The sequence below is a fragment of the Haloarcula sp. R1-2 genome, assembly GCF_011627385.1.
Lineage (GTDB): Archaea > Halobacteriota > Halobacteria > Halobacteriales > Haloarculaceae > Haloarcula > Haloarcula marismortui.
On record NZ_JAANTG010000002.1, the window covers coordinates 378,031 to 393,927 of the forward strand.

17 protein-coding genes are annotated in these 15,897 nt (G+C 64.1%); 10 read left to right on the forward strand and 7 right to left on the reverse strand.

Annotated features, from left to right (window positions below; genetic code table 11):
* The first annotated feature begins 2 nt into the window (after positions 1-2).
* Positions 3-365 carry a phosphoribosyl-AMP cyclohydrolase gene (gene hisI / locus G9C82_RS10015; RefSeq protein ID WP_127014017.1) on the forward strand — a complete coding sequence of 121 codons (363 nt, stop codon included), beginning with the start codon at positions 3-5 and terminating at the stop codon, positions 363-365.
* The gene (locus G9C82_RS10020) at positions 365-1,516 is read left to right on the forward strand and encodes a hypothetical protein (RefSeq protein WP_007189464.1); all 1,152 of its coding nucleotides are present in this window, start codon (positions 365-367) and stop codon (positions 1,514-1,516) included. The genes hisI and G9C82_RS10020 overlap by 1 nt, the downstream gene beginning before the upstream one ends.
* Here G9C82_RS10020 and glmM read toward each other — a convergent pair.
* Entirely contained in the window at positions 1,501-2,880 is a 1,380-nt protein-coding gene (glmM, locus tag G9C82_RS10025) for a phosphoglucosamine mutase (RefSeq protein WP_004959474.1), read from the reverse strand. The genes G9C82_RS10020 and glmM overlap by 16 nt on opposite strands.
* Before the next feature lie 86 nt (positions 2,881-2,966).
* Here glmM and pyrE point away from each other — a divergent pair, with 86 nt between their 5' ends.
* Together pyrE and G9C82_RS10035 are read left to right on the forward strand one after the other, a co-directional pair.
* Positions 2,967-3,518: an orotate phosphoribosyltransferase gene (pyrE, locus tag G9C82_RS10030; protein ID WP_127014018.1), complete on the forward strand. Its 552-nt coding sequence runs from the start codon at positions 2,967-2,969 to the stop codon at positions 3,516-3,518.
* An 85-nt stretch (positions 3,519-3,603) separates the two neighbouring features.
* A complete protein-coding gene (locus G9C82_RS10035; RefSeq protein ID WP_127014019.1) occupies positions 3,604-3,852 on the forward strand; it encodes a glutathione S-transferase N-terminal domain-containing protein in 249 nt (82 codons plus the stop codon).
* 57 nt (positions 3,853-3,909) lie between these two features.
* Here the strand turns inward: G9C82_RS10035 and G9C82_RS10040 are convergent, their stop codons facing one another.
* The gene (locus G9C82_RS10040) at positions 3,910-4,878 is read right to left on the reverse strand and encodes a transcriptional regulator (protein ID WP_005537026.1); all 969 of its coding nucleotides are present in this window, start codon (positions 4,876-4,878) and stop codon (positions 3,910-3,912) included.
* 131 nt (positions 4,879-5,009) lie between these two features.
* Between G9C82_RS10040 and G9C82_RS10045 the strand changes: the two genes are divergently transcribed.
* From G9C82_RS10045 to G9C82_RS10055, 3 genes are all read left to right on the forward strand, one after another.
* The gene (locus G9C82_RS10045) at positions 5,010-6,275 is read left to right on the forward strand and encodes a tRNA(Ile)(2)-agmatinylcytidine synthase (RefSeq protein WP_127014020.1); all 1,266 of its coding nucleotides are present in this window, start codon (positions 5,010-5,012) and stop codon (positions 6,273-6,275) included.
* Positions 6,276-6,534: 259 nt separating this feature from the next.
* Entirely contained in the window at positions 6,535-6,741 is a 207-nt protein-coding gene (locus tag G9C82_RS10050; RefSeq protein ID WP_004959459.1) for a hypothetical protein, read from the forward strand.
* Between the two features lie 56 nt (positions 6,742-6,797).
* Entirely contained in the window at positions 6,798-7,001 is a 204-nt protein-coding gene (locus tag G9C82_RS10055; RefSeq protein WP_004959455.1) for a hypothetical protein, read from the forward strand.
* Here the strand turns inward: G9C82_RS10055 and G9C82_RS10060 are convergent.
* Positions 6,998-8,068, reverse strand: a complete 1,071-nt coding sequence (locus G9C82_RS10060) for a pyridoxal-phosphate dependent enzyme (protein ID WP_127014021.1) — start codon at positions 8,066-8,068, stop codon at positions 6,998-7,000. The two genes, G9C82_RS10055 and G9C82_RS10060, sit on opposite strands and share 4 nt — an antisense overlap.
* Before the next feature lie 253 nt (positions 8,069-8,321).
* Positions 8,322-9,278 (reverse strand): succinylglutamate desuccinylase/aspartoacylase family protein, encoded by a 957-nt coding sequence (locus G9C82_RS10065; RefSeq protein ID WP_004959449.1) that lies wholly within the window; start codon positions 9,276-9,278, stop codon positions 8,322-8,324.
* A 135-nt stretch (positions 9,279-9,413) separates the two neighbouring features.
* On the opposite strand from G9C82_RS10065, the gene G9C82_RS10070 reads away from it, so the two are divergent.
* Positions 9,414-9,629: a hypothetical protein gene (locus G9C82_RS10070; protein ID WP_004959447.1), complete on the forward strand. Its 216-nt coding sequence runs from the start codon at positions 9,414-9,416 to the stop codon at positions 9,627-9,629.
* 6 nt (positions 9,630-9,635) lie between these two features.
* Here the strand turns inward: G9C82_RS10070 and G9C82_RS10075 are convergent, their stop codons facing one another.
* Entirely contained in the window at positions 9,636-10,859 is a 1,224-nt protein-coding gene (locus tag G9C82_RS10075) for a potassium channel family protein (RefSeq protein WP_127014022.1), read from the reverse strand.
* 234 nt (positions 10,860-11,093) lie between these two features.
* Between G9C82_RS10075 and citZ the strand changes: the two genes are divergently transcribed.
* Positions 11,094-12,239 carry a citrate synthase gene (gene citZ, locus G9C82_RS10080; protein ID WP_127014023.1) on the forward strand — a complete coding sequence of 382 codons (1,146 nt, stop codon included), beginning with the start codon at positions 11,094-11,096 and terminating at the stop codon, positions 12,237-12,239.
* Between the two features lie 34 nt (positions 12,240-12,273).
* On the opposite strand, the gene G9C82_RS10085 is transcribed toward citZ, so the two are convergent.
* Together G9C82_RS10085 and G9C82_RS10090 are read right to left on the reverse strand one after the other, a co-directional pair.
* The gene (locus tag G9C82_RS10085; protein ID WP_127014024.1) at positions 12,274-12,546 is read right to left on the reverse strand and encodes a hypothetical protein; all 273 of its coding nucleotides are present in this window, start codon (positions 12,544-12,546) and stop codon (positions 12,274-12,276) included.
* A gap of 59 nt (positions 12,547-12,605) precedes the next feature.
* Positions 12,606-14,240 (reverse strand): TrkA family potassium uptake protein, encoded by a 1,635-nt coding sequence (locus G9C82_RS10090; protein WP_007189456.1) that lies wholly within the window; start codon positions 14,238-14,240, stop codon positions 12,606-12,608.
* A gap of 286 nt (positions 14,241-14,526) precedes the next feature.
* Here G9C82_RS10090 and ilvA point away from each other — a divergent pair, with 286 nt between their 5' ends.
* Entirely contained in the window at positions 14,527-15,738 is a 1,212-nt protein-coding gene (gene ilvA / locus G9C82_RS10095) for a threonine ammonia-lyase (RefSeq protein ID WP_007189455.1), read from the forward strand.
* Positions 15,739-15,897: the final 159 nt, after the last annotated feature.

Consider the following 15,897-nt stretch of genomic DNA (forward strand, 5'->3'; position numbering starts at 1 on the left):
GTATGATCGACGTCGACCTCGCGTTCGACGAGCAGGAGTACATCCCGGCAGTCGCGCAGGACGCAGACTCCGGTGACGTGCTCATGCTTGCCTACGTCACCGAGGAAGCGCTCCGGAAGACCTGCGAGACGGGGGAGGCCCACTACTACTCGCGGAGCCGGGACGAACTCTGGCACAAGGGCGGGACGAGCGGCCACACGCAGGCCGTCAAAGAGGTGCGGGTCGACTGCGACGGGGACGCGCTGCTGTACATCGTCGAACAGACCGGCGGAGCCTGCCACACCGGCTACGAGTCCTGCTTCCACCGGACTGTCGACGGCGAGACGGTCGGTGAGCAAGTGTTCGAACCTGACGACGTGTACTGATGGCGCGATCCGATACTGAGATCGAAAGCGGTGCGGGACCCCCCGACGCCGTGGAACGCCTCGAACAGGCCGCCGACGCGTACGCCCGGGCACACGAACGCGTTGATTCGGTTGGCGCAGACGCGCTCCGTGACTGCCGTGACATCTACCGCGAACTGTGGAACCTGCTCGAAAGCTACGACGGCCGGGCAACCGGTGGTGGCGACTTCGAGGCGTTCATGGAGTTTCAGGGCCGGGTCGGGACGCTGACCGACGACCTCTCCGAAGACCTGCCCGAACGGGATACCTTCGAAGAAATCGACGACTTCCTCCAGCAGCGGCGGCTCACCGAAAGCGACTTCGAGCAGGCCCGGGAGATGCTGTCTCCCATCGGCGACCTCGTCGGGCGACTTGACGAACTTGACGACGCACGCGAGCAGTACAAAAAAGCCCGAACGGACGCCGGCCGTCGACGCGACGAACTGAGCGACCGTATCGACGAGCTGGAACGCCTCCAGCGGCTCGGCGATGCCGATCTTGACGCGCCGGTCGAGCACCTTCGTGAGCCAATCGAGCGCTACAACGACGCCGTTACCGAGGCATTCACCGATTTTCGGCGCAACACGCCCGCTAGAGACGCGCTGGCGGTTATCGAGCGAGCGGACGCGTATCCGCTGGTCGAGTTCCGGTCCCCACCCGCGGAACTGCTGACGTACGTTCGCGAGCACGACGCCGGGACCGAGCCGATTCCGAAACTGCTGGAGTACGCCGACTACTCCGCCTCGAAACTGGACCACTACGTCGACGACGCCGCAGCGCTCCGCAGTGCTGTCGCCACCCGGCAGACGTATCTCCGGCGGCTTGACGCCGAGCCGGTGCGGGTCGACTGGCCGCCGCCATCGGCGACCGCTCTGCCATGGCTCTGCCGAGCGTACCGCTCGGTTGTTGCTCGCTTCGCGGATGAGTCGGTCGTCGCCGCGCTCCGGGAGGTGCGTGGACTCGCGGAGCGAGACGACTACGAGCGGCTCCGGGAGAGCGCTCTCGCTCGCTCGGAACTCACAGAAGCTGAGCGCGAACGGCTGGCAAGCGGTGCTGTCGAACAAGAACTGTCAGCTGCCCGCGAGGCCAGAGCGGCTATCGACGACGCGCTGGACACCTATTCGCCGCTGTAAGTATTCGTTTGCTGGGTCGCGCGGCTGACCATCGTTTCGGCGAGTTCCTCGGCGCGGTCAAGTGTGCGCGCTTCGGCGTAGACCCGGACGACGGGCTCCGTGCCAGACGGTCGAGCAAGTACCCAGCCGTCGCCGTAGTCGAGGCGGTAGCCGTCTGTCGTATCGAGGTCGGCCGTCGCCTCGTTCGCATGGGCCTCGATACCTTCGAGCATTGATTCGCGCTCTTCCTCGGTCTCGTATTCGAGGTTCCGACGGACGTTGTAGTAGTCGTCGTAGTCCGCGGCGACCTCGCTTGCAGGCCGGTCAGCGACGAGTTCGAGGAACTTCGCGGCGGTGAACGCGCCGTCTCTGGCGATGCGGTAGTCGGGAAAGAGGATGCCGCCGTTGCCTTCGCCGGCAATCGCGACGTGGGTTCCCTCGTCTTGCAGTTTGCGGATACGGCTGACGATGTACGTCGAGCCGATAGGAGTCAGTGAGAGGGTCGCGCCGGCGTCCTCGACCACGTCGACTAGGCGCTGAGAGGCGTTGACCGCCGAGACGACGCCGTCGCCGGACTCGATTTTCGCCGCCGCGAGCGCGGCCAGCGCGGCGTCACCTTCGATGTGTGTTCCGGTCTCGTCGACGAACATCCCGCGGTCGGCGTCGCCGTCGTGGGCAAAGCCGAGGTCGGCGTCAGTCGCGCGGACGAACGCCCGCAGGTCTTCGAGGTTCTCGGCGACGGGTTCGGGGTCACGGCCGGGGAAGTGGCCGTCGGGCTGGGTGTTGACGGTGTGGACTTCACAGCCGAGTTCGCGGAACAGGTCGGGGCTTGTAAGAGAGCCAGCTCCGTGGCCGGAGTCGACGACGATAGTGAGGTCGGCGTCGGCGATTCGGTCGCGGTCAACGGCAGCAAGCACCTGCTCGCGGTATCGGCGGCGGGCGCTCTCGATGGCGGTGTCCGACCCGACTGTCTCCCAGTCTGCGTAGTTTGGAGTGTCGTCCCGGAGCGACTGCTCGACGCGGTCGAGCGTGCTCCGTGTCAGTTCAACCCCGTCGGCGCCGATGAGCTTCACGCCGTTGTACGCGGCCGGATTGTGGCTCGCAGTAATCATTACGCCCGGGACCGCCTCACGCTCGCAGTAGGCCTGCAGTCCCGGCGTCGGCACGACGCCGAGGCGGTCGACATCGAACCCAACGGTCGTTAGGCCGCTGGTCGCGGCGTTGATGAACGTCCGCCCGGTCGTCCGCGTGTCCCGGGCGATCGCCACGCGGTCGTGGTCGTCACGCCAGACGTCCCCGGCGGCCTGTGCAACCCGAAGGACGTACCGCGGTGTCAGCTCATCGCCCGCGACACCTCGGACGCCGCTCGACCCGAACACTTGCATTCGAGCGAGTGTCTGAGGCGGAAGGGCTTAGGAATGTCGCTGTCTGAATCCAACAGTCATTAGCCCCGTGACCGTTCAGTGAGCGTATGGCAAACGACGAACTCATCGCGGCGCTGCGAGACGCTGACGCCGTCAAATTCGGAGAGTTCGAGCTCTCCCACGGCGGCACGTCGAACTACTACGTCGACAAGTACGTCTTCGAGACAAATCCCGACTGTCTGGACCTCATCGCCGGGGCCTTCGCCGAGCGTATCGCCGAGTGGGACACGGACGCCACGCTCGCCGGCGTCGCCCTCGGCGCGGTCCCGCTGGTCGCGGTCACCAGTGTCGAAACCGACATTCCATACGTCATCGCCCGCAAGCAGGCCAAGGAGTACGGGACGGGCAACCGAATCGAGGGCGACCTGACCGACGGCGAGGAGGTCATCATCCTCGAAGACATCGCCACGACCGGCCAGAGCGCGGTCGATGCCGCCGAGGCGCTCCGCGAGGCCGGTGCGGTCGTCAACCGCGTGCTCGTCGTCGTCGACCGCGAGGAAGGAGCCAGCGAGAACCTCGTCGACCACGACCTCGAACTCTCCTCGCTCGTGACCGCCTCTGACCTGCTTGCCGACGCGCCCGACGACATCGACGTGTAGCGCTGGCCGGAACGCTTTCGCCCCTGCACAGCCGAGACACACCACCGATGTGTTCTTGACGCTGGCTCGCCTACGCGTGTGTGCAATGGCCAATCTCGAACTCTACGAACTCGAAGGCTGTCCGTACTGCGCGAAGGTAACGAAGAAACTCGACGAACTCGGGCTCGACTACGAATCCCACATGGTCCCACGGCCCCACGGCGAGCGGACCGAAGTCAAGGAGGTTTCTGGCCAGACCGGTGTTCCGGTCCTCATCGACGAGGACAACGGCGTCGACGGAATGCCTGAGTCCGACGACATCGTCGAGTATCTCGAAGAAACGTACGGCCAGTAGACTCGGCGCTTGCGGTGGTTCTCGTTTTACGTGACAGCGAAGACTGAGAGCGCCCGCTCAGGCGACTTCTTCGCGGTCTTCGCCGCGCTCCATAATCAGGTCGCGCAGGTCGATGGCGTCCTCGATGTTCTCCATCTCTTCCTTTTCGATGAGCGCGGTCCCCTCGACGGACTCCCGTCGGAGCTCGTCGACGACGTACACCGACCGGGTCCGGGTCACTTCACCGACAGAGGACATGATTCGGGCCCGTTTCTCGGCCGTTTCGGTGAACGCCGAGTGGCCGGCAAGGACCTGCCCGTGCTCGTCGTCGCTCTCGTTGACGCTCTTGAACGGCGCGCGGTCCGTCGGGTGGACCTCGAAGCCGATACGGGTGAACACCGTCACAATCGGCTCGTCCTCCGGTGCGACATCGGGGTCGTCCGGTGTCGGCTCATCATCACGGACTTCCTCGGCGCCTTCGAGGACGCTCACCGGCGATGTCAGCGGGGCGTCGAACAGGTCTTCGAGTTCGGCGGCTACCTCGACGGAGGCGTCCATCCCGTCCTCGTATTTTGAGACCGTCCGCCGGGAGACGCCCAGTTCCTTCGCCAAGCGGCCCAGCGACCAGTCGCGGTCCTCGCGCACGTCGGCGAGAATTTCGGAGTCGATGTTGACGTAGAGTCCGCCCGGGGCGGCGTAGATGAGTGGCGGGACCTCCTCGACGAACAGGTCCATTGCGGTGTCGGGTGACAGCACGGGAACGCCGTGCCGGAAGTAGACGACACCGGGTTTCAGTTCCTCGTCGCGCGTTCGGAGGCCGATCACGATCGGGGTGGCATTCAGATACGTGCCCAGTCGCCGCATCTCGCCCCCGGTCTGTGCATCGAAGGCGTCGATGTTGCCCAGTATCTTCAGGAGCAACACGTCCTCACCGCGACGGGCAGCGATGTCGAAACTCTTCGGACGAATCGCACAGCGGTCGCTGACGAGGAAGCCAGCGTCTTCGAGCATCGCCATGACGTTTTCCACCAGCGCCGACCGTGACATAGTACTCTGTACCTCTACTGAGTCTAGCCCGCTCACCCATTATATGTATTGCGCCGTCCGCTCTCTCTCAGGCCGAATCGAGGGCCGGGCGTGACGAAAGGCGTTTGACCGCTTCGGGGCTACAGCGTAGCGTGACCGTCATCGGCCTCGATGATACGGACTCGCGCGAACGGGGAATGTGTACGACCTACGCCGCCGCCACGCTCGCCGAGTCGATCCGGAACGCCGGAGGGACCGTCGAGCGACTGCTCCTCGTCCGGCTGAACCCCGCTGTCGAACACAAGACCCGCGGGAACGCGGCGCTGGCGGTGCATACGGACCTCGATGCCGACACAGCGCTTGGACTGGCCGAGGACGTGCTCGACATGGCTGAAACCGATGACCCACGGACCAATCCCGGCGCTATCGTCGCTGACTGCGACCCTGAAGACGTCCCGCCGCAGGTCGCAACGTTCGCCCGCGAGACCATCCGGTCGATACAGGACCCGATGGCCGCGACGACGCTAGCTGACGTGGTCGGGTTCGCTCGCTGCCAGCGGGGCAACGGCCGCGGACTCGTCGGTGCGCTCGCGGCGGTTGGTGCCTGGGCCGCGCTATCGGACTGGACGTACGAACATATCGCCTACCGGGAGCAAGACCGGTGGGGCACTGAGCGAGCGGTCGACAGCGAGAGCGTCCGCGCGGCGGCTGAGGAGCACTACCCCGACGTGTGGGATACCGTCGACCGCGAGTCGGCCTATCCGGTCTGTGTGCCGCGGACACCCTGCCCGATTCTCTACGGGATTCGCGGCGACGACCCGACCGCCTGTCGCGCCGTCGCCGACGCAATCGACAGCGAACCCATCGCTCGCCGAGCGACGTTCGTGACGAATCAGGGAACCGACGTACATCTACAGGACGCGACTCTCGACGCGGTCACGGCCGACAGCGCCTACCGCGTCACCGGCACCGTGGTTGAGGCTTCTGAAACTCGAGCGGGGGGACACGTGTTTCTCACGCTCGAAGGCGACGGCGCGACCCTCGACTGTGCGGCCTTCGAGCCAACAAAGGGCTTTCGCAATCGGGTCCGCTCGCTCAAAGCCGGCGACCGAATCACTGCCTGTGGTGAAGTGACTGATGGCACACTCAAACTGGAGAAGTTCGCGGTCCGTGACCTCGTTCGGACGGAAGCCGTTACGCCGGACTGCCCGGACTGTGGCCGGTCGATGAAATCCGCCGGCCGGAACCAGGGCTATCGGTGTCGGGACTGCGGGACCAGTGCTGACGGCAAGACTGCGCAGTCCATCGAGCGGGGACTGGAACGCGGATGGTACGAAGTCCCGCCGGTCGCCCGCCGTCACATCGCGAAGCCGCTGGTCCGTGGCGGATTCGACGCGCCCACGCACCCGTCTCGCTGAGACAGAATGCTGTCTGGAAGTACCGATCTGAATCGACCCCGGGGTCGACACTATCCCGAGATAGGCTCCAACAATTCGCACGCGCCGTGACCTCGTCGTGTACACTTCTCACCCAGCGACCGAGCGCGGCTCTGTTTCTCTCTGCTATCTGGTTCGGACTGGCTACCGGTCAGTAAGCACCACGAATATTCCAGTAATAGGGGGATATATCCCGATTTAGACTACGGATAACAATATTGCAATACTGTTATCTGCGGCTATGTGCCCTGAGCGGTCAGATGCCCAGCAGCAAAATACGACGGATGGCGACGCCGCCGAGAAACTATTGACTGTCGAACACGAGCCGGCTGCGGGTGGCGGCCAGCGTTCAATCCTGTATCCGCCCAATAGCACGGGCTCCGAACTGGAAGCAAACTGGCTGGCCGTTTCGTCTGACCTTCTCGTTTCTCTCGACGACGTTCAGTAGCCCTTACACCCGATAACCGACAGGTAACAATAATAACACCTGTCGTGAATCGGAACATGGACTCCGATACCCGGTCGACGAGCGAGGTGACGGCGGCGACTGACGCTGACGATGGCACGCTGCCTGCCGTGGTACGCTCCCGTCCCGACGGCAGCGAGCGACTCATCTGCTACGCGCCAGATGTCGACACGACAGACGTAGAGAAGCAGTGGCTTTCTGTCGATGCCGACTTCGCGGTATCGACACTGCTGATGCGTTAATCGTTTCGCCCGGTCAACGCTACAACGACGTCGTCACCGTCCTGGAGTTCTCCTCGCTCTCTGAACTCGGGTAGCGCCGCTGTCGCCGTCGCACACGTCGGCTCGACGTGAAACCCTGCTGCACCGAGCCGGTCGCGTTCGCGCTCCGTTGCCGCCGCGGAGACGGCGACGGCGGCACCATCGGTATCGTCGATAGCGTGCCGTATCTGCCGGCCGCGTGGTGGGTCTCGGATGTGGATCCCGTCGGCGAGGTCGTTGGCGGCAGCGTCGTCCGGCACAGTCCCGCCCTCGTCATCGTCGGCGATGGGACTGTACCCGACCGCTTGCGTTCCCAGTATGCGCGGGATAGCGTCTGTCCATCCAGCTTGCTCCAACGCCTGAAATCCACGGTAGAGACCGAGAAACAGCGTCCCGTGACCAAGCGGCGTGACGACGGCGTCCGGAACGCTCCAGTCACGCTGGGCGGCGATTTCGTAGGCAGCCGTCGCTGTCCCGGCGAAGAAAGCGGGATTCCAGGCGTGGCTGGCATACCACCCTGCCCCGTCCTCCACAGCGTCGATACAGGCTTCGGTTACGGACTCTCTACTCCCCTCAACCCGGACGACATCGGCCCCGGTTCGTTCGATGCGGCGAACCTTCGCATCCTTCGCGCTCGCGGGGACGTATATCTCCGCGTCCAGCCCCGCTCGCGCCGCGTAGGATGCGACCGCCAACCCGGCGTTGCCCGAGGAGTCTTCGAGCACGCGGTCGGCCCCAACTTCGAGCGCTTCGGCGATAACCGTCGCCGCGCCGCGGTCCTTGAAACTCCCCGTCGGGTGGAGTGATTCCAGTTTGAACGTGGCGTCCCACCCGGGCGCGTCGACCAGCGGTGTCCAGCCTTCGCCGAGACTGACTCGCTCGTCCATCGGGAGGAACTCGGCGAAGTCCCAGACGCCGCTGGTCCGTGAGAACTGCCCCGGTTGGCTGTCGGGCAGCGGCTGCATGGCGTAGTCAAGCGGTGCTCCGCAAGAACACCGCCAGGGTTCCGCACGCGGATACTCCCGGTCGCAGACGCTACAGGTGCGCATAGGGGTACTGGGGCACTGCCCGTTCAAAAACTGGCGGCATCTTCGGTCGAAGTCGTCGGTGTCTGTGGCCGCGGCGGAGTGCGCAGAGCGGCGGAGCGAACACAGCGGTGGCCGGGCGGCCGCTCCGTCGGCCGCCACGGGGAAAGGCAGGTTTGCGGGCGGACATACGCGGCGTTCTGTGCCAGTGAGCAGCGGGCGGTGCCCACAGCGGCCCGTTGCGCCGCAAGGACACCCCTGCAATAGAAAGTGGTTCTCAGTAGGTATCGATGTTCGTCCCGACCGAGCAGACGTACTCGCCCGTTGCGACCTGTGGGAGCCGGCGCGCACGCCAGAATACGCCACTGGAGTCGGCAGTGATTTCGGCCTTCGGATCGCCGAACACGTCGGTCACTTCAAACAGCGTCTCGCCACGGGCGACGCGGTCACCGAGGTCGGGCTTGAAATCGATGAGGCCGCCGACTGGAGAGCCATACTGTTCGAACCCGGTAGCGCGGGTCTGCGGGCGCGTGTCGTAGTGGCCATCGAGGAAGCCGTAGTGGTGCAGGACGTTGAAGACGCCGTCGACGCCCCGTTGGATGGAGTCCTCGTCCCAGCCGACACAGCCGCCGAGTTCGGGGTCGATTGTTGGCACGCCCTCGTCCGGGGCAGCGCGGGCCAGCTGTCCGTCGGGGCCTTTCTGGTCGAGGATGTAGCCACAGCCGAACACTTTGGCGAGTTCGAGACACTCCTCGTGGAGGCGGTGGCGGGTGCCACACCGGACCCGCACCTCGTCGATCATCTGCGAGGTTGAGCCCTGATGCAGGTCGAGCACGTAATCTGCGCTGATGGCGGCGTTGAACGTCGCCGCAGCGATGCGCTCGCTCGAGGTCCCTGTCTTGTCGCCCGGATACGCCCGATTCATCTTCGTGTCGTCGACCGGGTTGCGGTGCTCGGCGACCTGAAACGCGTGGTAGTTGACGACGCCACAGACCAGAATCGTCCCCGATAGCTCCATCGGGTCGAGCTGTGGGAGCGTCCGCTGGATGACGCCGACACCGTTCAGTTCGTCACCGTCGCTGGCCGCCTGGATGTAGAGCGTCCGTCCGTCGTCGATACCGTTGACGACGGCGACCGGTAGCCCGAACGTCGACCCGTCGCGGGTCTCACCGACCTCCAGCCGCCCCGTGTCTTTTTCACCGGGGGCGGCGGTCGCCGTACCGAAAGTAACCATTGTTCTCACGTTTGCCTTGGGAGCCTTTACTGGTTCGGATTTCGCCAACAGTTGCGCCGGACCGACGGCATCTTGGGGCCGCCGACCCTACCAGTCGGTGTGTCCCAGTCCGAGCCACAGAGCGGCAAAGCGGCGATGGTCGCGGCGCTGAACGTACCACGCAACGCGAAAATCGGCTTCGTGCTCGCTGGCCTGTTCACGGCGGGGCTGTTCGCCCTGTTCGTCCTGCCGGGAGCCCAGCGACCGATTGGATTCTACGTGGCGCTGGCGTTCGTCCTCGCGACATCGCTGGGCGGGCTGCTGACAGCGCTGTTTACGGCCGTCTCGGCCGTGCGACTCGCCAGACAGTAGATAACGCTATGCGCTCTTTGTCAGGTCCGTAAGCCGGTCGCCGCCGGTTCGAGTCCCCTTCGCGATGAGTACATCGCCCGTCTGAATCTGTGTTTCCGGGCCGGGCGAAACGACCCAGTCACCCCCCTCGCGTCCGGTCCGCTCGCTCTCCCCGGCGCCGCGCCGTATCGCGATGATTCGCATGCCTGTCGCTGTCTTGACCTCCGCGTCGCCGATGGTCGTTCCCGCGAGATCGCTGTCGGGGTACACTGTGGTCCGGACGATGACCTCGTCGGACTCCTGTACGGCCTCGGCGACGACCGGATGCGTCGATAGCCCCCGCAGGACGCCTTCGCTCATCTCCAGTGCGGCGTCAGAGATGACCTCAGTCGACCGGGCCAGATGGACAAGCCCTCGCAGGGAGACGGGATCGTCGATGTCGGCGGCAGCCCGGAGCGTCCAGGCCTCGAACCGTGACTGCAGCGCGTCGACCTCGGCTTCGAGTTCGACGACTTCCTCGGCGACCTCCGTGCTGTCGAACAGGACTGCACCATAGGCCAGGTCGACGGCCAACTCGCCCATGTCTTTCATCAGGACGATGGAGTCAACGGCTCGTTCGAGGTCGCGGACGCCTCCTTCCGGCGGCTCCGGCGGTTCGTACACCTCGCCCGTCGCGTTCTGATACACCTCGGCGATACCGTCCTCCGGTCCCCGGAACAGCACCACGTCGCCCGCTTCGAGGCGCGTTTCCCGCTCGGGGTTGAGCAACCAGTTCCCCTGCCGACGAATCGCCAGCGCGCGGACCCCTGTTTCGGTTTCGAGGTTCAGACCGCCCAGTGTCTCGCCGGCCAGCGCGGATTCAGAACTGATTGTCGCCCGCACGAGCGTCTCGACAGCCTCGGGCAGGGCCGCCCGCATTGTATCCGGCAGGCCGATGTCCTCTAGCACTATTTTGGCGATGTCGCCAGCGGCGTCGCTGATTTTCTCCGCGGCCCCAACCATTCCCAGAACCGGGGCGAGCGATTCTGCGTCCGCCGTCGACCGGCAGGCCATCAGGAGACTCATGCGTGCGCGCAACTGGAGCACGTCCATTTTCTCCTCTAATTCCAGCACCTCCGCAGCCACGTCGTCGCTACCCAGCAGGACAGCCGAGTACGAGAGGTCAATGAGCAACTCGGCGGTGTCTTTCATCTCGGCCAGCACCTGCTTGACGCTGACCGGTTCGTACTCGACCGTCCCTGTCGGGTCCATAGCCGCTGATTCGATGGCCCCGAGCAAAAACGTTCCTCACTGTGGGGCGAGATAGCGCGCCCCGATATGGGGCGTGACTGGCCGTTTGCACACTACTATGGGTGATGTGTTGGAACACCGCCCCGGATTTGACGGGAAGCTGCTGGACAGTCGTCCAATAACTGTTCTCTGACATTGTGCCACACACGCTCAGAAAGAAAATGTTTTTCCCGGAAGGTAGGGAACTGATTGCGTATGTCCGACGACCTCAAGAAGGGACTCGAGGGTGTCATCGTCGCCGAGTCCGAACTCAGCGTTATCGACGGCGACGCTGGCAAACTCGTGTATCGGGGGTACACCATCGAGGACCTCGCGAAGGGTGCCAGCTATGAAGAGGTGCTGTACCTGCTCTGGCACGGCCACCTGCCGAACCGGGACGAACTCTCCGAGTTCAAGCAGGCGATGGTGGACGCACGCGGTGTGGACGACGACGTCATCTCGACTGTGCGACAGCTCGCCGAAGCAGACGAGAACCCGATGGCAGCGCTCCGGACTGCGGTGTCGATGCTCTCTGCGTTCGACCCTGCGCCCGAGGACGCCGAACCGACCGACGAGATGGTCAATCTCGAAACTGGGCGACGGATCACGGCCAAAATCCCGACGATCATCGCGGCATTCACCCGCATCCGCGACGGCAAGGAGCCTGTCGAGCCCCACGACGGCCTCGACCACGCGGCGAATTTCCTCTACATGCTCAATGGTGAGGAGCCAGACGACGTGCTCGCCGACGTGTTCGACCAGGCGCTCGTGCTCCACGCCGACCACGGCCTCAACGCTTCGACGTTCTCGGCTATCACGACGGCGTCGACGCTGTCGGACGTTCACAGTGCGGTCACCTCCGCTATCGGGACGCTGAAGGGACCGCTCCACGGCGGGGCGAATCAGGACGTGATGGAGATGCTAAAGGAGGTTGACGACGCCGAATCCGACCCGCTCGACTGGGTCAAGAACGCCCTCGACGAGGGCCGCCGCGTCTCCGGCTTCGGCCACCGCGTCTACAACGTCAAGGACCCGCGCGCGAATATCCTCGGCGAGCGGTCGAAGGAACTCGGCGAGGCCGCCGGGACGCTCAAGTGGTACGAGATGTCGACCACCATCGAGGACTACCTCATGGAAGAGAAGGGACTGGCCCCGAACGTCGACTTCTACTCGGCGTCGACCTACTACCAGATGGGTATCCCCATCGACATCTACACCCCCATCTTCGCAATGTCCCGCGTCGGCGGCTGGGTCGCCCACGTCTTCGAGTACATCGAGGACAACCGCCTGATCCGCCCGCGTGCCCGCTACGTCGGCAAGAACACCGACGAGACGGAGTTCGTGCCGCTGGACGAGCGATAGGCCCGCTACCGTTACTGTTCGTCTGAAGAGTGGATTACTGATGGCCGTGAGCGCGTTTCATCGCGCGAACCGGGGAAGGGCAGGGCGGCCAGTATCCGGCGGCGACGCCGCCGGTTCCCGGAATCAGCACAAGCTGCATCTCCTGTCGAGTCTCTCCAATATCGAACGTTGTGGTAACGGACGCGTAGTGACTGTCCGCGAACGGAGTGAGCGGTTCACCGAACGCGAGCGTAGCGAGCGTTCGGCCTTTTTCGCCACCGAAAGACTCGCCAGGCTCGTCTTTCGAGCCTTGCTTTGCTCCGCTCAACAAGACCACGTTTTTGCGCCGAGGGGTGCGCGAAGCGCACCCGAGGCCGAAAAAGGTGGCTAGCCAAACACTGACTTGAACCGCGTCACGCCGTCGTCGGTGCCGGCGATGACGAGCTTATCAGTCGGTTCAATAGTCACGCCAGGACTGAGGTCGGTGATGACAGCGCCGTTGCGCTCGATGGCGACGACCGTACAGCCCGTCCGTGAGCGGACATCGGCCTCGCCGATCGTCGTATTTCCGAGGCCGTTAGCGGCGACGCGGATGACTTCGACTTGCTGGTCCATCGAGATAACGTCCTCGTCTTCGAGAATTGTGGAGGCGAGCATCCGGCCACTGACTGTCGACAGCGCGAGGACGTAGTCAGCGCCTGCCCGGTACATCTTCTGGACGTTCTCGCTTTCCTCGGCGCGGGCGATGATTTCGACGTCCGGGTTGAGATCACGGATAACAAGCGTCGCGAACTCGGTATCGGTGTCCGCTGACAGGGCGAGAATAACCGTCCTGGCTGTGCCGACACCAGCGTGACGTAGCTCTTCGGGATCTGTGGCGTCGCCGACAACGTCGACCCCCGGCTCGTCAGCCTGATCGAGCACCGTATGCGGCACTCCGGCGTTCGTAAGCGCCGACGTAATCGTCTGGCCGACCTCACCAGCACCGATGATAACCGTTTCCCCGCGGCGGAAGCCACGCACGCTGGAGAGGGTCATCTGCTTGAGCTGCTCCAGTTGGGACTCGGTCCCCGACACCAGTAGGACCGTACTGCCGTCGAGTTCAGCGTCGGGGTCGGGTGGACTCACGAACTGGCCGCGGAACCACGCGCCGATGACGTTGACACCGGTCTGCTCGCGGATGCCGCTGTCGGCCAGCGTCGTTCCGACGAGGTCGCTTCCGCGGTGGATCGGCAGTTCGGCGATGTCGAAGTCCTCGCCGATTTCTATTGAGTCCCCGAGCGTCGTCGAGACGCCGGTCGTGACCTTGCTCGCGAGGCTCTCACCGAGCAGTCCACGCGGCGACAGGACGGCGTCGGCGCCGGCGAGGTCGTGATACTTCGCGCGGTCGGGCTCCTTGACGACGCTGATAGTCTGAACGGACTCGTCGACCTCGCGGGCGGTGAGGATGATGCTGGTGTTCACCTGGTCGGAGGCGTCAGCGACGAGTGCGCGAGCGGACGACAGATGGGCTCGTTCGAGTCCATCGACGGACTGTGGGTCGGCGTGGATGACGTAGTACCCGTCTTCATAGAGGTCGTTGGCCAGGTCCCGGTCCGGTTCGACGATGACGTAATCAACGTCCCAGGTGTCGAGTTCGGTGACGAGCGTCTCACCGCGGGGGGAGAACTGACAGATGACGACGTGGTCGCTGAGGCCGTTTTCGACGGTGTTCGGGGCCTTCGTCGCCATCGCCTCTTCGAACAGCGGAAACAGCAACACCGGCAACGCGAGAAAGATGAGCACGACGCCGGTGATGTCCATCACGATGACGAGCAGCCGCATCTCCGTGGTGCTCCACGGCGCGTCCGAGCCGTACCCGGTCGTAGTGAACGTTTCGACCACGACACGAAGCGACCGCAGGAACGGTTGCGGGTTGTTTTCGAACACTGCCATTCCGTAGTCGTATGCGAACGCATACCCCAGAATGATGCCGCCAAGCGCGACGATATACAGCAGCGTCCGTCGCAGCCAGGTATCCATCTACTACTTTCTGGGATACCGAGTGTAAAACAGTTCTGTCCGGCTAGCGAACTCCACCTCATGGGACGAGCAGTAGCGGTGTGCAACTGTATCCGACTGCTGTCTTGAACTTTCACTTTCACCGCGCTACGACGGGATTTAAGTCAATCGCGTTCGTTCTTCCGCGTGCAGTCACACGCTCCCCCTTTCCGTTTCAGGACACTACCCGGGTAGTTGCGACTGTCCCAGCCGTCGCGACCGCATAGTCGGCCCACAGTATAACATGGTCCGGTGAATAGCCACTCCCATGCTCTCATTTGAGGATGTCCTCGCGGCACAGGACACCGTCTCCGAGACGGCCAGACACACACCGCTTGATTACTCGCACACGTTTTCGGCGATGACGGGCGCGGATATCCATCTCAAACTCGAACTGTTCCAGCGTACGGGGTCGTTCAAGATACGGGGTGCGACCAACCGTATCGCGTCGCTTTCAGATGCTGAACGAGAGGCTGGCGTCGTCACAGCGAGCGCCGGCAACCACGCTCAGGGGGTCGCGCTGGCCGCCACGCGAATCGGCGTCGACTCGAAGATTGTGATGCCGGAGCGGGCCCCGGTATCGAAAGTGAAGGCCACCCGGAGCTACGGCGGTAACGTGGTCCTTCACGGTCGGGACTACGACGCGGCCGCCGAACACGCCCACGAACTCGAACGCGAGGAGGGCCGGACATACGTCCATGCCTTCGACGACGAGAAAGTGATGGCAGGGCAGGGGACCATCGGACTGGAGATCTACGAGGACCTCCCCGGCGTTGATACGGTCGTCGTTCCCATCGGCGGCGGCGGACTTATTAGTGGCATCGCCACGGCGCTCAAAGGCAAGGACGAACGTATCCGCGTCATCGGCGTGCAGGCCGAGGGAGCGTCCAGCGTGGCCGAATCCCTGGAGAAGGGCCACCGCATCGAGCGTGACAGCGTCGAAACTATCGCCGACGGTATCGCCACCCGCACTGTCGGCGAGCAGACGTTCGAGGTCATCAGCGACCGCGTCGACGAGGTCGTGACGGTGTCGGACTCGGAAATCGCAGTCGCGCTGACGACACTGTTAGAGCGCTCGAAAACGCTTGCCGAGGGCGCGGGTGCCGTCGCGCTGGCTGCCGTCATGGAAGAGAAGTTCGACTTCGAGGACGACGAGACGATCGTTCCCGCGCTGTGTGGCGGGAACATCGACCTGAACACCCTGACCAACGTCATCATGCGCGGCCTCGTTGAGACTGGCCGGTATCTCAAAATCCGGACCGTCCTTCAGGATCGGCCCGGCGCGCTGGAAGAGCTCGTCGAGGTCCTGTCACGCGAGCAGGTCAACATCTACGGCATCGAGCACGACCGGACCAGTCGCGACGTGGCGATGAGCTCGGCCGAGGTCGAACTGGACCTGGAGACCCGCGGCCACGACCACGTCGCCGAACTCATCGACGCGCTCACCGACGAGGGGTATGAGGTCGACGTGCTCGTCTGACTGTTCCGCTCGATGCACCAGATGGCCTGCATATGAAAGCTCTGTTGGGCCAATAGAACCTGACGTATCAGTTCCCGCGCCATAGTGACCCAGCGGGACCGCTTCCGACCGGTTCCACTACACACTGCCCCGCCCTCGCAAGCACAACACTGGCGCTGC

Excerpts from the sequence above, each read along its gene's own strand:
- hisI (WP_127014017.1), top strand. The coding sequence starts at position 3 with ATGATCGACGTCGACCTCGCGTTCGACGAGCAGGAGTACATCCCGGCA.
- G9C82_RS10020 (WP_007189464.1), top strand. The coding sequence starts at position 365 with ATGGCGCGATCCGATACTGAGATCGAAAGCGGTGCGGGACCCCCCGAC.
- glmM (WP_004959474.1), bottom strand. The coding sequence starts at position 2,880 with ATGCAAGTGTTCGGGTCGAGCGGCGTCCGAGGTGTCGCGGGCGATGAG.
- pyrE (WP_127014018.1), top strand. The coding sequence starts at position 2,967 with ATGGCAAACGACGAACTCATCGCGGCGCTGCGAGACGCTGACGCCGTC.
- G9C82_RS10035 (WP_127014019.1), top strand. The coding sequence starts at position 3,604 with ATGGCCAATCTCGAACTCTACGAACTCGAAGGCTGTCCGTACTGCGCG.
- G9C82_RS10040 (WP_005537026.1), bottom strand. The coding sequence starts at position 4,878 with ATGTCACGGTCGGCGCTGGTGGAAAACGTCATGGCGATGCTCGAAGAC.
- G9C82_RS10050 (WP_004959459.1), top strand. The coding sequence starts at position 6,535 with ATGTGCCCTGAGCGGTCAGATGCCCAGCAGCAAAATACGACGGATGGC.
- G9C82_RS10055 (WP_004959455.1), top strand. The coding sequence starts at position 6,798 with ATGGACTCCGATACCCGGTCGACGAGCGAGGTGACGGCGGCGACTGAC.
- G9C82_RS10060 (WP_127014021.1), bottom strand. The coding sequence starts at position 8,068 with ATGCGCACCTGTAGCGTCTGCGACCGGGAGTATCCGCGTGCGGAACCC.
- G9C82_RS10065 (WP_004959449.1), bottom strand. The coding sequence starts at position 9,278 with ATGGTTACTTTCGGTACGGCGACCGCCGCCCCCGGTGAAAAAGACACG.
- G9C82_RS10070 (WP_004959447.1), top strand. The coding sequence starts at position 9,414 with ATGGTCGCGGCGCTGAACGTACCACGCAACGCGAAAATCGGCTTCGTG.
- G9C82_RS10075 (WP_127014022.1), bottom strand. The coding sequence starts at position 10,859 with ATGGACCCGACAGGGACGGTCGAGTACGAACCGGTCAGCGTCAAGCAG.
- citZ (WP_127014023.1), top strand. The coding sequence starts at position 11,094 with ATGTCCGACGACCTCAAGAAGGGACTCGAGGGTGTCATCGTCGCCGAG.
- G9C82_RS10090 (WP_007189456.1), bottom strand. The coding sequence starts at position 14,240 with ATGGATACCTGGCTGCGACGGACGCTGCTGTATATCGTCGCGCTTGGC.
- ilvA (WP_007189455.1), top strand. The coding sequence starts at position 14,527 with ATGCTCTCATTTGAGGATGTCCTCGCGGCACAGGACACCGTCTCCGAG.